This window comes from Fibrobacter sp. UBA4309 (genome assembly GCF_002395745.1).
Lineage (GTDB): Bacteria > Fibrobacterota > Fibrobacteria > Fibrobacterales > Fibrobacteraceae > Fibrobacter.
Window position 1 is genome coordinate 25,702 of record NZ_DGUN01000035.1, and the last position, 14,581, is coordinate 40,282.

12 protein-coding genes are annotated in these 14,581 nt (G+C 56.6%); 1 reads left to right on the top strand and 11 read right to left on the bottom strand.

Annotation, left to right across the window (positions count from 1 at the left end; translation table 11 throughout):
- Positions 1-74 precede the first annotated feature (74 nt).
- Entirely contained in the window at positions 75-1,421 is a 1,347-nt protein-coding gene (locus B3M32_RS03930) for a polysaccharide deacetylase family protein (protein WP_290743712.1), read from the top strand.
- A gap of 70 nt (positions 1,422-1,491) precedes the next feature.
- Here B3M32_RS03930 and B3M32_RS03935 read toward each other — a convergent pair whose 3' ends face one another.
- The 11 genes from B3M32_RS03935 to B3M32_RS03985 form a co-directional block, all read right to left on the bottom strand.
- Entirely contained in the window at positions 1,492-3,201 is a 1,710-nt protein-coding gene (locus B3M32_RS03935) for a Na/Pi cotransporter family protein (RefSeq protein WP_290743713.1), read from the bottom strand.
- 195 nt (positions 3,202-3,396) lie between these two features.
- A complete protein-coding gene (gene ispF / locus B3M32_RS03940; RefSeq protein ID WP_290743714.1) occupies positions 3,397-3,882 on the bottom strand; it encodes a 2-C-methyl-D-erythritol 2,4-cyclodiphosphate synthase in 486 nt (161 codons plus the stop codon).
- Between the two features lie 35 nt (positions 3,883-3,917).
- A complete protein-coding gene (locus tag B3M32_RS03945) occupies positions 3,918-5,009 on the bottom strand; it encodes a nucleotidyltransferase domain-containing protein (RefSeq protein WP_290743715.1) in 1,092 nt (363 codons plus the stop codon).
- A gap of 22 nt (positions 5,010-5,031) precedes the next feature.
- The gene (locus B3M32_RS03950) at positions 5,032-6,501 is read right to left on the bottom strand and encodes an NADH-quinone oxidoreductase subunit N (protein WP_290743716.1); all 1,470 of its coding nucleotides are present in this window, start codon (positions 6,499-6,501) and stop codon (positions 5,032-5,034) included.
- Positions 6,494-8,215, bottom strand: coding sequence for a complex I subunit 4 family protein (locus tag B3M32_RS03955; protein ID WP_290743718.1), 1,722 nt, complete (start codon positions 8,213-8,215; stop codon positions 6,494-6,496). The genes B3M32_RS03950 and B3M32_RS03955 overlap by 8 nt, the downstream gene beginning before the upstream one ends.
- Positions 8,215-10,251, bottom strand: coding sequence for an NADH-quinone oxidoreductase subunit L (nuoL, locus tag B3M32_RS03960; RefSeq protein ID WP_290743719.1), 2,037 nt, complete (start codon positions 10,249-10,251; stop codon positions 8,215-8,217). Before nuoL ends, B3M32_RS03955 begins: the two co-directional genes overlap by 1 nt.
- Positions 10,252-10,254: 3 nt before the next feature.
- The gene (gene nuoK / locus B3M32_RS03965; protein WP_290743720.1) at positions 10,255-10,569 is read right to left on the bottom strand and encodes an NADH-quinone oxidoreductase subunit NuoK; all 315 of its coding nucleotides are present in this window, start codon (positions 10,567-10,569) and stop codon (positions 10,255-10,257) included.
- Complete coding sequence (locus B3M32_RS03970; RefSeq protein WP_290743721.1) at positions 10,569-11,111, bottom strand: NADH-quinone oxidoreductase subunit J; 543 nt, start codon at positions 11,109-11,111, stop codon at positions 10,569-10,571. The genes nuoK and B3M32_RS03970 overlap by 1 nt, the downstream gene beginning before the upstream one ends.
- Positions 11,111-11,677 (bottom strand): NuoI/complex I 23 kDa subunit family protein, encoded by a 567-nt coding sequence (locus tag B3M32_RS03975; RefSeq protein WP_290743722.1) that lies wholly within the window; start codon positions 11,675-11,677, stop codon positions 11,111-11,113. The genes B3M32_RS03970 and B3M32_RS03975 overlap by 1 nt, the downstream gene beginning before the upstream one ends.
- The gene (locus tag B3M32_RS03980) at positions 11,677-13,032 is read right to left on the bottom strand and encodes a complex I subunit 1/NuoH family protein (RefSeq protein ID WP_290743724.1); all 1,356 of its coding nucleotides are present in this window, start codon (positions 13,030-13,032) and stop codon (positions 11,677-11,679) included. The genes B3M32_RS03975 and B3M32_RS03980 overlap by 1 nt, the downstream gene beginning before the upstream one ends.
- Positions 13,032-14,581: 2Fe-2S iron-sulfur cluster-binding protein (locus tag B3M32_RS03985; protein WP_290743725.1), on the bottom strand; the 1,550-nt coding region annotated here is incomplete at its 5' end. The genes B3M32_RS03985 and B3M32_RS03980, both read right to left, overlap by 1 nt.

Sequence of the window (14,581 nt, forward strand, 5' to 3'; positions counted from 1 at the left end):
GCTTTGGCGCATAAGCAATAAATCCCACAAAAACATAATTTAAAGACATAAACATGTTTATGGAGTGCATTCTTATGAAAAAAATGATTTTTGCCGCATCTGCGGTAGGACTATTCGTAGCGGGTTCCGCTTTCGCTCAGGACGTCGAAATCGGCACCTGGTCCGGTTTCCGCAAGGGCGCCGTTTCTTTCACGTTTGACGACGGCGCACCGAGTCATGTGAGCGATGCGGGTCCGTTGTTCGACAAGTACGGATACAAGGCCACCTTCAACCTGGTAGTGAACTGGAGCCCCGACTGGAGCGGTTTCGGCAACATGGCCAAGAATGGTCACGAGATCGCAAGCCACAGCAACACCCACGGCCAGAACATGAGCGGCGAAGAAGCTTCTTCGAAGCAAGCTATCGCAGGCAAGATCCAGCAGAAGTACGGCATCATCACGCTCGCCTACCCGAACTGTAACGTTCCCAACGAAAGTGCGGTTCTCCAGAACTACATCGTTGGCCGAATCTGTAATTCCGGCAATAGCATAGTGGGTAAAGACGGTCCGTCCAACTGGGCCCGAGTTCCCGCAATCATGACAGGCCCCAACGGCTCCAACGACTTTAAGGGGCCCATGGGATCCGTCGTCAGCAGCAACAGTTGGGTTTCATTCCTCACGCACGGTTTCTCAGGCAAGAACAACGGCAACGCCAACTACTCGCCAACGGACATCGGCCTCATTGAAGATGCCCTCAAGTACGCCCAGCAGAACGACAAGGACATCTGGGTGGCTCCGATGGGCCATGTCGCCATGTACATCAAGGAACGCAAGGCATCGAAGGCCCAGGCTTCCTCTAGCGGTAGCACCATCACGGTCCAGCTGACCCACAACATCAAGGACAACGTTTCCAATTATGACTACCCGCTCTCCCTGCGCGTCAAGTACAGCGGTTCCACCGCCAACGTGACGCAGGCGGGCGCCAAGCTTGAATCCAAGATTAACGGCGGCTACGTGTACTTCGATGCCGTCCCGAACGCGGGCGAAATCGTCATCGCGGGCGAAGGCTCGGGTCCCTCTCCGGAATCTTCTTCCAGCGTCATCGCTTCTTCGGCTGATGTCGTGAAATCCTCCAGCAGCGGCGGCTTTGGCAGGTCTTCTTCCAGCAGAGTTGGCCGTTCTTCTTCTAGCATGGGCTTCATGAGCTCCTCCACCGATGCTTTGCCCGAAGATCCGAGCCTGCTTGCAGTTTCCGTCTACAGGTCTGCTGACAACTACATCATGGTCAACAACGCACAAGGCAAGTCCATCACCGTGTTCAACAGCCTCGGCCATGTCGTCCGTACGACCCGCGGCATCGGATGCGTACAGAAGGTCTACACCGGAGCCAAGGGCGTGTACATCGTGAAGGTCGGAACCAGGACGTTCAAGACTTCTCTCTAAGGTAATCTCTCCTATAACTAAAAACTTCCCGGAAAACTCCGGGAAGTTTTTTCTTTTTAGGGGGGGTAAATTATTGTTCCGGGAACTTCTTGTTGGCGTGCGCCTCAACCACGTTCACCACGTAGTCACCCAGCTTCTCGCAGTCGTTCACCACGTCCATGTAGTGGACACCCATCTGGTAGCTGTATTCCTGGTTCTCGATATCGGTGACGTTCTTCTCCTTGAGAAGCTTGCGGTAGTCGTTGATTTCGTTCTCCAGGTTCAGCGTGCGGTTCGCATCGGCCGATGCATGGTCGCTAATGACATCGATCATGTTCGTGAGCGCACCATCGCAAAGCTGCATGATGTGCTTGATATGGCCGTACTGGTTTTCCGTAAAGTCATCCTTGCTGCGGAACTTGCGGTTGATGGCACGGGCCATGTTGTAGCAGGCATCGCCGATACTCTCGATTTCGGAAATCTCGCGGAGCATCGCCTGGATGATCGTCTTACTTTCAGGACTCAGGCGGCCTTCCGAAACCTTGTTCAGGTAGTTCGCAATCTCGATTTCCATGTTGTCGCTGATGCCCTCGTACTTCTCGATGCGGGCAAACAGCTTCACGAAATCGTTCTCGTCCTTCATCTCGAGCAGTTCGGGCACCATGCGGAACATCTTCTGCGTGCGTGCCGCGAACAAGTTTATTTCCTTGCGGGCTTCGAAGAGCGAGAGTTCCGCGGTACTCATGAGGCCCGCGCTGATAAACTTGACCTTGAAATCCTCGCCGTCTTCCTTCTCGCGGATAATCTTGCAGATGATTTTTTCCATCGGCTTGATGAACCAGATGAGGATAAGCACGTTGCAGAGGTTGAACGCCGTATGGAAAGCGGAAAGCGCATAGGTCACGCGGACGCCCGCCTGGGCAACCTCTTCTTCGGTATGCGGCACGAACGTCGGGTCGAACCCCACGATGCTGCACACCATGTTCACGAACGGACGGAAGATTATCAAGACCCACACCACGCCGAACACGTTGAAGAGCATGTGGGCCAAGGCCGCACGCCTCGCCTGAGTACTCGCCGAAAGGGCCGCGAGGTTCGATGTCACCGTGGTACCGATGTTTTCGCCCATCACGAGCGCGATGCCCTGGTAAATCGGGAGCACTCCGCTGCTGCAGAGCAAGAGCGTAATCGCCATGATGGCGGCAGAAGACTGAACGCACATCGTGAGGATGCTGCCCAGCAACAAGAACAGGAGCGTGCTGAAGATGCCCCAGCCACCGGTCGTCGCAAAGAAGTTGATGACCGCCTGGTTGTGGGCCAGATCCATCGCCACCGCATTTTCGCGCAGCGTGGTAAGGCCCAGGAACATGAACGCAAAACCGAACACGAATTCGCCCAAGCTCTTGGTTGAGTTCTTCTTGGTGTAAGAAAGGACGATGCCGAGGGCGAAGAAGGGCCACACCACCGAGCTCATGTTGAACTGGAACCCGAATATCGACATGATCCACGCCGTGGCCGTGGTACCGATGTTCGCGCCCATAATAACAGGAATGGCCTGACTCAATGTGAGCAGGCCAGCATTAACGAAACTTACGGTAAGAACGGTCGTGGCGGTAGAAGACTGCACCGAGGCCGTAACGAACGTGCCTGTGAGGAGGCCTCCGATGCGGTGCTTGGTCATGGTGCCAAGGACTGCGCGGAGGTGCCCGCCGGTGAGTTTCTGCAAGCCTTCGCTCATCGTCTTCATGCCGAACATGAGCAGCGCAAGGCAACCGATCATTTTGAGAATCATAAGTGTCATAGGACATTCCTACGGAACGCCACTACCGGATCATCGTCGCTGCCTTTCAGCTAGTTCGGGCTCATGGCGGTGAATTGTTATTTGTAAAACTGACGTAAAATATAGAAAAAATCCCGGTCAAATAGAACCGGGAACAACGGCATCGAAGGCCTGTAGTTAGCAGGAAATAGGATGAAGGCGCGACGTTTGAATCAATTAAATAGAGCGCACCATGGCGATGGCCTGGCTCGCGATACCTTCACCGCGGCCGGTAAAGCCGAGTTTTTCGGTCGTCGTACCCTTGATGCCGACCTGTTTCACGTCGAGCCCCAGGACTCGGGCGATATTCGCCTTCATGGCGTCCTTGTGCGGGTTCACCTTCGGGCGCTCGCACATCACGATGCTGTCGATATTCACGATTTCATAGCCCGCCTTCTTGACCTCCTCGCCCACCTTGCGCAACAGTTCGAGGCTATCGGCGCCCTTGAACGCGGGATCCGTATCCGGGAAATACGTGCCGATATCGCCAAGGCCGGCAGCTCCCAAAAGGGCATCACTGATCGCGTGCAACAAGACATCGGCGTCACTATGGCCAAGCAGGCCCTTCTCGTAAGGGATATCTACGCCGCCGATAATGCACTTGCGGCCTTCCACGAGCTTGTGGACATCAAAGCCGATTCCGGAACGATAAACTTTATCCATAACAGATCCTTTTCTTCTCACCAAAATTAAAAAACTCACCGACCGCCGAGGCCCAACTTACCGAGCCTGATACGCCGCGGGACCAACTTGGCCGTCGCTATCCAGTACTTGAATTCGGCCCACAGCACCTCACGCGGGTCAAAACCCAGACGGCGCACTGCATTCACGCGGTCCTTGAACCACCGCACAAGTACGGAATGCCTGTACTTTTCGGCGTAGTTCCCGAAGTTCCCGCCTTCCATGACTTCACGAAGCAATACACGGCCACGGCGTTCATCCGGTTTGCAAAGCAGCTGGGCATCGGGGATGCCGAACACCTCCCGTTCCACCCACATAAGCGCCTCGGCAATATGGTGCAGTCCCATTTCCTGCAGCATCGACGATACCTCGTCACGGATTTCGGGCGTAGACACGCGCAAGAGCTGGCTGTAATCCATCAGCTGGCGAAGGCCTATCCCGCTTCCCAGGAAATGCTGGTAAATGTGCGACAGCTGCATCACCAAGGCGAACTTGAGAGTCGGCGCGTAAAAGCCTTCCGGCACCCGTTCCGAACGCAGGATTTCCTTTTCCAGAAAGCTCATCATGGCACGATACGATTTCGGATTCCGTGGTCCCGCAGCCGGCTTGAAATGAATTTCGACAGGGACTTCGCTGCCCTCTTTCGCCAGCTCGAGATGGTGCTTGGAAATAGACGGCTTACCTAGAAGGCCGCGCCTCTTAAGCAGTTCTTCAACGTCTTGGCGGCCGCCCTCGACCCAGAGGTCGATATCGCCCGGCTGCCTAATAAACGCATCGGGATAAAGCCGGGCGTTGGCCTGCCCCTTCAAGACGGCAGTCCGGCGGCCTTCTGCGCCGAACAGTTCCGTGAGCCTCGCAGCCTCGCGATTTTGCAGGGCGTTCATGCCCTTGATGGTTTCGGTCTGGAACGACCATCGCAACTTGATTTCGCGGGGAGGACTTTTTTCTGCCGGCAAACGTAAAATGCCCCGATAGAAAACGCCTACCAGGGACTGTTGTGCAGAGAACTGATAAAGCTGTTTCCATTCCTCGTCCGAAAAGTTTCCTTCGAACGATTCCGATTGCCCAATGGCAAACCGTATAAACGAAAACAGCTTTTTTTCTTGCAAGAGCCTTTTTGCTCCTTGAATGTTACAGCAGGGCGATACCCGGCACGACGCTCACGACGACAAGGGCTATTGCAGCCACCGCGACACCGAACTTCAGCAGATAGCTGAACGGAGCGCTAGAAGAGCAGCAGCACTTGCATTCGCAGGTTTCCGGTGCAGGCATGAACAGCACGAACGCGATACGCAGGTAGTAGACAGCGGCGACGAGCGAAAGCGCGAAGCCCACTGCGGCAAGCCACCCGAGTCCGGCAGAGAACGCCCCGGTAAACAGCGTAAACTTTGCAAGGAACCCTGCAACCGGCGGAAGACCGGCAAGGCTTGCAAGGCAAACGGCAACACCGAGAGCGACAAACGGACGCTTGCGGCCACGGCCACGGAGATCGTCCAGATTCTCGTTGCGGTCGCCACGGCCAGCCAAGAAGGCGACACCCGTGAGGGCGCCGGCGCTGGCAACCGCATAGGTCACCAAGAAATAGACCATGGGGCCGAGCTGTACGGAACCGGATTCCACGTAGTTCGGCAGCAAGAAGGCAATCGAGATAAAGCCCGCATTCATCACGGCAGAGAACGCCAGGATGCGGCGGATAGACTTCTGTGCAAGGCCGCTGAAAGCGCCAATCACCATAGAAAGCAGGGAGACAATCACGACCACCAGGAACAAGGCGTTCGACTGGCTTGCGATAGTCACCGGCTCAGCGAGATTCCACGCAGGAGCGGTACCGGCCTTGGTCACCAGAAGACCAAGCCACACGGAACCGAGAGCCGCAAGGGCGCCCACCTTCACGACCGCAGCCATGAAACCCGTCACCGCGACAGAAGCACCCGTGTAGACATCGGCCACCCAGAAATGGAACGGAGCGGCGCCAGCCTTGAAGAGCAAAGCGAAAATCACGAGCAAGATGCCGACACCATAGAGCGCGCCACGGCCTTCAATGATCGCACTGAAGAAGTTCGTGGTTCCGGTCGAACCGTAAATCAGCGCGACGCCATAGAGGTAGAGCGCGCTAAAGATGGAACCGGAAACAAAGTACTTGAACACGCCTTCACCGGCATTCTCTTCGTGACGGCGGATGCCCACGAGAGCATACACGGGGAAGCTAGCCAGTTCCATGCCCAGGAAGAGGGCAAGGAAATCGGTCGCCTGCGTCATGAACAGGGCGCCACAAGAAGCGAGCAACAAGAGCCCGTAAGATTCGCCGCCCTTGAACTCTTCGTGGCCGAGAGTCCACTGCAAACCGGCAATGCCGAGGAACGCGCAGAACAGGATAGCAAGGCCCAACACGCGGCGGATAGGATCCATCGCGTAAAGATTGTAGAGCGTATCCGTATTGACAAGCGCAAAAGAAGCCATGCCGACAACGACAAAGAACGCGGCGACCCAAGGAAGGATCTTGTGCTTGTTCTCGTCCTTGATGAACGGCTCGGCGGCAACGGACACCAGGGCGCCCAGCGCAACAACCGCAATCGGCAAGAGATTGATGAAATTAGTCATTGGAAGCCTCCTTGTTCAGAGCTTCGTCATTTGTTTTGGCAGAATCCTGGGATTCGGCAAGTCCGGCCTTTACCCTGCTTTCGAGAGCGAGGGCGGCCTCGGCGCCAACTACCTGGGTAATCAGCGACTTGCGTTCTTCATCGGTAAAGCCGTTCGCCTTGAGAGAAGAATCCAGCTGGTCGATTTCTTCGGGAGTCATCGCCTGCGGAAGACCTTCGTCTTCTTCGTCCATATCTTCGTCAGTTTCGGCAGGAACATCCTTGCCGGCATCCGACATCTGTTCAACGGCACCTTCATCAAAGAGATGCAGGGAATCCGTAACGAGGGCCGGATGGAAACCGACAACCAGAAGGAATACGGCCATGACCCCAAAGGAGGCGCCTTCCAGGCCGGAAAGACGCGGGCCTGCGGCATATTCGTTTTCCGACTTGCCGAAGATGACCTTCTGGATAAAGCGGAGTACGTAGGCAGCCGAAAGGATCATGGAGAATCCCATGACAAGCGCTGCAAACGGGGCCATGTCCCAGAGGGACAGGAGTACGGTAAATTCACCGACAAAGCCGGCCGTTCCCGGAACAGCGAGCGACATGACGCCAAGCGCACCGAAGAGCGTGCCGAAAACGGGAGCCTTGCCCGAAAGCGCGCCAAGCTTATCCAGTTCACGGGTCCCGGCCATACGTTCGGCGACACCCATCAAGAAGAACTGTGCACCGGCGCAGATTCCATGCGCAACGAGAAGCACAAGGACAGCCGGGAGCATCGCCTCGGAAAGGCTGAACACGCCTGCAACGGCAATGCCCAAATGGCTCATGGAGCTAAATGCGAGAAGTTTCTTGCCGTCGTTCGCACGGAGCGCCATCAATGCGCCATATACGGCAGTAACGAGGCCAAGCCACATCATCGCAGAAACTGCACTCATTTCAAGCGGGAAAATCGGAAGGATCCATGCGATAAATCCGAACACGCCCGCCTTGCTCATCGCACCCGTGAGGATTGCAGAAAGCGGAGCCGGAGCTTCGGCGTAGGTAATCGCCTGCCAGCCGTGGAACGGGAAAATCGGAGTCTTCACGATGAAAGCCAGGAGGAAGCTCGCGAGAACGAGGAACTGCGTTTCGGCAGGAAGATCCTGCAGCACTACGGCAAGCGAAAGCAGCAACGAATTGTCGGCCTTGGTCAACAGGAACCACAGCGCGACCATCATCGGAGCAGAACCCACGAGCGTATAAATCGCAAACGTCATTGCGGCCTTGGCCTTTTCCTTTCCGCCGTAAGCGGCAATCAGGATAGCGGCCGGAATCACCATCGCTTCGAAGAAGAAGAAGAACAGCACGGCATCGGCAGCAAGGAACGTACCGTTCATCGCCCCCATCAGCGCGAAAATGCCGATAGCGAAGTTGCGGTAGTTCTGGCAAGAGGTGACCCTGGCAGAAACAAGCGCCACCAGAGAAAGCACCGTGGAAAGGAACACCATCCAGGCGCCCAGGCCATGACTGTACAGGTAGTAATATACCGGGCCCTTGCAGCCGGGAATGCGGAACCACTCAATAGGATCGGTCGCCGTGTTGCCGGCAACGATGAGCTTCACCGAAAGGGCGACAAAGGCAAGTCCGAAAATGAAGGCCAGGCGCGAAGAAGATTTCGGGTCTTCCTTGGAGGTCGCCACCATGAGGACGGCGGCGGCAAACGGGGCCAAGACGAGGAGATTCAAAAGCATTAGACAATCCCTCCAGTCAAAAGAACAACTAGCACAAGTGCAGCGACGCCCAAAATGCTAAACGCAACCTGCAGGCGAACCTTGCGAACCTGGAAAACCGTCGCTCCGTCGCCGAGAATCGTGACGATAGCGCCGACAGTCCATTGCACCGCCTGCAAAATCTTGTCCACAACCATGTCGCAAATCCAGGCGGCCACGAACACGCACTTCACGAAGAAGCCATGCACGTAATCCCACAAGAAGGTCCAACCGGCAGCATAGCCTTCGGGAGCAGAAGAAGCGCCCTTCGGAATTTCGGGAATACGGGCCTTGCCCCATCCCTTCCAAGCAATGAACATGCCCAAAAGCGCAGCGGCAGTACCGAGAGCGGCAAAGATAACCGGATTCACGTGAGCGCCCGTGCGCGGAACAAATTCATCCAAGAAGATTTCCGGAGAAAGCCTTACAGCAGGATCGAACGCCTCGGCGGCACCGAGCACAGACGCAAGGCTGTCGCGGAAGAACGTGATGCCGATGGAATCGGCCCAGAGGTAACCGCCGAAAACGGAACCGAACGTAAGCACGATCATCGGGATGAGCATTACAGCGGGAGCCTCGTGAATGTGGGCTTCGCTTTCCTTGCTGCCGCGATAGCTGCCGAAGAACGTCATGATAATCAGACGACCCATGTACACGGCAGTGACAACTGCGGTAAAGAGGCCGACCACGTAGAAGATCTTGTTCATGGGAACAGCGCCATCAGCAAGCCAGGTGCCCGTGAAGACCCAGTTGCAATCCGTATAGATATGTTCAAGAATCAAGTCCTTGGACCAGAAACCGGCAAATCCCGGGAAGCCGATAATCGCGAAGAACGCGAAGATCATGACGCAAGCGGTAACCGGAGTCTTCTTGATGAGACCGCCCATCTTGCGCATGTCCTGTTCACCGCCCAGCGCATGGATTACAGCGCCAGCGCCGAGGAAGAGCGAGGCCTTGAAGAAGGCATGGGTGAACACGTGGAAGATCGAGGCATCGAACGCAGATACGCCCGCGGCCATGAACATGTAGCCGAGCTGGGAAATTGTCGAATAGGCGAGCACCTTCTTGATATCGTTCTGGAACAGGCCCGCAAAGGCTGCCCAGAAGGCGGTCAAGGCGCCCACGACAAGAACGACATTCAACACGTCGGGGCAGATGACGAACAGGCTCGAAAGACGGGCCACCAGGTAGACACCGCTAGTCACCATGGTCGCGGCATGGATAAGCGCAGACACCGGCGTCGGACCGGCCATGGCATCGGGCAACCAGGTGAGGAGAGGAATCTGCGCGGACTTACCCGTGCAACCGATAAAGAAGAGAATGCAGGTCAGCGAAAGCACCGGCAGAACGAGGTCCACATGGCCGCCATTCACAATCATGCCGACAAAGGCAACCAGGGCATCGTAATTGAGGATGCCGGAGCCGCCCACGGTAACGAGGCAGAGCATGCCGAGCAAGAAACCGATATCGCCGACGCGGTTCACGATGAAAGCCTTGTTGGCCGCCTTGCAGTTGGCAAGGTCCTTGTTCCAGAAACCGATGAGCAAGTAGGAGCAGAGGCCCACGCCTTCCCAACCGAGGAACGTGAGCAAGAGGCTGTCGGAAAGGACAAGCACGATCATGCTGAACAGGAACAGGTTGATGTAGGCGAAGAAGCGGGCAAAGCCGCGGTCACCGTGCATATAGCCGATGGAGTACATCGCGATAAGCGTGCCGATGCCCGTCACGAACAGGAGCATGATGCGGGAAAGTCCGTCGAACAGGAATCCGATATCGGCCCGGAACAGCGGGATATCTATCCAGTTGCAGAGCGTTTCGCGGATACCGGCTTCGGGCATACCGAAAGCGAGAATCGCGACCACGGCAAAGGACATCGCAGGGAAGATAACGGCAAGGCCACCGACAATACCTTCGGCAGGGCCCTTCTTGCTCCCCGAAGATACGACAGCTATCGTTCCCAGGAGAAGTGTCGCCACGAGCGGGAACAGCGGAATAAGCCAAAGCGGTAAATTTGTCATTGATTACCCCTTCATATTCGAATAGTTATCGGAATCCACGCTTTCCTTCTTGCGGAACAGCATGATGACCATGGCGAAGCCAACGCAGGCTTCGGCCGCGGCAACCGCGATGGAGAACAGCGGAACAATCTGGCCCGCGACACTCTGTTCGGCGGGCAAGGTCTTCGCAAAGCCAATGAACGAGAGGTTCACCGCATTCAGGGCAAGTTCGACGCCCATGAGGACGAAGAACAGGTTACGGCGCGAGATCGCCGTCAAGAGCCCGATAGCGAAAATCGCGAGGGCGAGAACCTGGATATAGACTGGTTGGAGTTCCATTAGTGACTTTCCTCCGTATTTTCAGATTCCACGGTTCCAAGACGCTTCTTGGCCAGGAGCACTGCGGCAACCATGGCAGAAAGCAACAGCAGGCCGAGCACTTCGAAAAGCAGGAAATAGCCGGGACCGCCCTGCGCCATATTGAAAAGCGTTTCGGAAGTGAGGCTTACGGAACCGCGAAGCGCCGTAGCGTCAAAAGCGAGCGGGGCACGCACGAAAGCGAAACCCACGACGCCGGCGAGCAAGAGAACCGCCGGCAGAACGAACAAGGAAACCTTGTCGAACATCGGCGTCTTGGAATCGCGGGCACCGTTCAGCACCATGATGACGAACGTCACGAGCATCATGATGGCGCCGGCATAGACCATAATCTGGATGACACCCAGGAACGGGCTGCCGACCAGGCCGTAAATACCGGCCAGGGCGACCATCGAAGTCACCAGGGAAAGGGCGCCATAAAGCGGATGGCGGCTCAGGAACACGCAGACCGCGGCACCCAGGGCGATTACAGCCAAAATGATAAAGTAAATAAGAGCGAGCATTACTTCACCTCCATTCCCCAGACCTTGCGGGCCTCGGCGTTCTTTGTACCGCCCGGAGCCACCTGGCTCTGTTCATCGTCCGGATAATCCTTAGGATCCCATTCGACGAGGTCGTCCAGGTGAGCCACGAAATCTTCGCGGTTACGGTGCATAAAGGAAATCTTCTTGGTATCCATGCGAAGCGCATCCACCGGGCAGGCTTCCACGCAAAGGCCGCAGAACACGCAAGTCAAGTGGTCGATATCGAAACGCATCACGCGTTTTTCGATACGCGGATCGTCGCTCTGCGTCGCCTCGATAAAGATACAATGGGCAGGGCAAGCCGCAGCGCACATGCCGCAGGCGACGCAACGGGGCGTTCCATCGGGGCGCAGCATCAGGCGGTGCTTGGCACGGTAGGTATTGCGGATCTCCGGCTGGCCTTCCGGATAAGAAATCGTCGGAAGGGTTTCGTAGCGGAATAGGCCGCGAGCCGCGTGCTTGATCGTTGTGAACAGGCCTCTCAGGCATTCAAAGATGTAGAGGCGCTCTACCCAGTTCATGGGTCTCTGTCTAATAACGCGCATTAGTTACCCCCTACGAGTTTTGCGATGACAGCGGTCACCACGAGGTTAATGAGGGCGATGTTCAAGATAATCTTCCAGCCCAGGTGCATCACGTGGTCATAGCGGAAGCGCGGAAGAGTCCAGCGGACCCAAATCCACACCCAGCAGAAGAACACGCTCTTCACCACGAGCACGAGCAGATGAATGAGCGCCGTGCCGATTGCAGTTGCGAGGCTACCCACGGCAACGCCGTTCACGACAAAGTTCGCAGGATTGTAGAAGAACCAGGCGGCAACGCCGAGAATGACAAACACCGCCACGGCCACCCAGGCCACGATCTTGTAAAGGCTATATTCACGCAGGATTTCGAAGCGGTTCGAAAGGGTCGTCGCCTTGAGCTTGCGGGAATAGCGGTAAATCATGTGGAGGAAAGCGAGGCCGAGGAAAGCGAGGATGCCGCAAAGAACGGCGAGCGAGCCACCCATGTGGGCCTGCATCGTCTCGGTCGTAACGAACGGCACGGAATAGCCGCCCAGGAACAGCGTCGCGATGAGGAAGCTATTGATGCAGATGTGGCTGTATTCGCCCATGTAGAAGAGACCGAACTGCATGGCGCCATATTCGGTATGGTAACCGGCAACGAGTTCGGGTTCACCTTCGGCGACGTCGAACGGGGCACGGCCCGTTTCGGCAATGCTAGCGATAAGGAAGCAGAAGAACGCCACAGGCTGGGCGACAATGCCCCATACGTGATGTTCCTGCCAGTACACGATATCCGTCAGGTTGAAAGAGCCCACCAGGAGAAGCAGGCCCATGAGCGAAAGCCCGAGGCAGACTTCGTAACTGATGGTCATTGCGCTCGTACGCAGCGCCCCGAGGAAGCTGTACTTGGACTTGGATGCCCAACCGGCAAGCACCGCACCGAAAGCGGAAAGGGAGCTGAAGCCGAACAGCAGGAGCACGCCCACGTCGGAATCCACGATAGAACCGGCGATGCGGACTGTCTGGCCGCCCCACTCGAATACCATCGGGCCGAACCAGGGAATCACGCAGGGGCTGAGGAACACGATGGCGAACGGAATGGCCGGAGCGACACGGAACAAAATCTTGTTCACTCCGGACGGAGCGAACTGTTCCTTGAAGAACAGCTTGGTACCATCGCACATGTTCTGCACGTAGCCGAACAGGCGGATCTTGCCAAAATAGGGAATCTTGATATAGGAACGGTTCGGTCCCTGGCGGTCCTGCATGAACCCGGCACCACGGCGTTCCATGGGAATCAAAAGAAGGATATAGAGGACAGGCACGAAGCAGAAAGCGAACTTCGCTATCGTGATGACCCACTCGATCCAGGTTTTGGATTCAATAATATCCATTATGCTTCACCTCCTTCAAGGAGCTTGCCGGTACTCTTGATAGCATCGTATGTGAGGCCCGAGAGAACCGGTGCAAATTCGCCCGCCTTCTTGAAGGCGTCGGCAGCAGTCTCGAACTTGGCTCCGGCCATGTGCGAAACAACCTCGTACGGAGCCCACAGGATTTCGTCCGGGCAGACCGGGCAGGCGTTCAACTTCTGCAGAATATTCAAGCTGTTCACCATCGTGCCTTGCACTTCGCTCCAATGACGCACGCCAATGGCGATAGTCGCCGCCTTGACGGTTTCGTCATCGAACGGAGAAAGGGCTATGCGGGTATTGATCTTTTCCAGCGCCTTGGCGGCAGCCGGATCTTCACCGAACAGGTTCGCATTCACGGTCACGAGAGTCTCGAATTCCGAAGCGCGCTTCATGAATTCCGAAACGTCGGCAAAGCCCAGGAGCTTCATGCCGGCACGGTTCGCCACCGGGTCACCGCTCTTGGCGATACCGTCGGGCTGACCGACCTTGAGGAGCGAACCGCCAAAAATCTCCGCACGGTCGCCCAGAGATTCCTTGAGCACGCGGAGAGCGGCGAGGTCTTCGATAGTGCAGGTTCCGCCGGCAACAAGGGCAATCTTGCCACTGCCGAAAGTCGGCTTGTGGACATCCATCGCCGGGAGACGGTTCTTGTCGAACTGCTGGAACGCGAGGCGGCTCGTATTGCTAAGCCAACTGCGGTTCACGACCGGGTTGCAACGCGGCATCACGCGGTAGATGCGGCCGTCGGCATGGTCAAGCCAGATATTCGCGCCGAGCGAGTCGTCCATCGAGATGGTCGGCGTATGGGAAAGCAGCCACACGCGCTTCTGGAAACGGAAATACTTCGCCGTCATGGCACCCACGGGGCAAACGTCCGTAACGCAGAGGTCGTATTCGTGATCGAGTTTTTCGCCCGGGAACGTAGTAATATAGGTATGGTCGGCACGGCCGGCGAGCTGAAGCTGTTCGGAACCGGCGATGCTACGCATGAAGCGTACGCAACGGTCGCACTGCACGCAGCGTTCTTCATCGAGCAACACGCGGGGACCGAGGTCCACGTGCTTGCCGCCACGGAGCTGGCCCTTCGCGTCAATGAACTGGTGGGCCGGATTGCCGTGGTAGTTCTTGCCGTATTCGGGGCGCATGCGGGATTCGTTCTGACCCGCTTCCATGTAGTTCTCTTGCAGGGTGCATTCACCGGCCTTGTCGCAGATGGGACAATCGAGCGGGTGGTTCACCAGCATGAATTCCTGCGTGGCCTTGCGGGCGTTTTTGACGCGGGCACTGGATGCCGGCGTGTAAATCTTCATGCCCGGGGCGACGGGCGTGTAGCACGCAATCACGAGCATGCGGCCGCGCGGGCCTTCCTGTTCCACCAGGCACTGGCGGCAGTTACCCGACACCGGAAGGTACGGATGGTAACATACGTGGGGAGTTTCAATCCCGACAGCCTTGAGGGCTTCGAGGAGGTTCGTATCGCCAGGAACCATCACCGGCTTGTCATCCACGAAGATTTCCACCTTCGGGC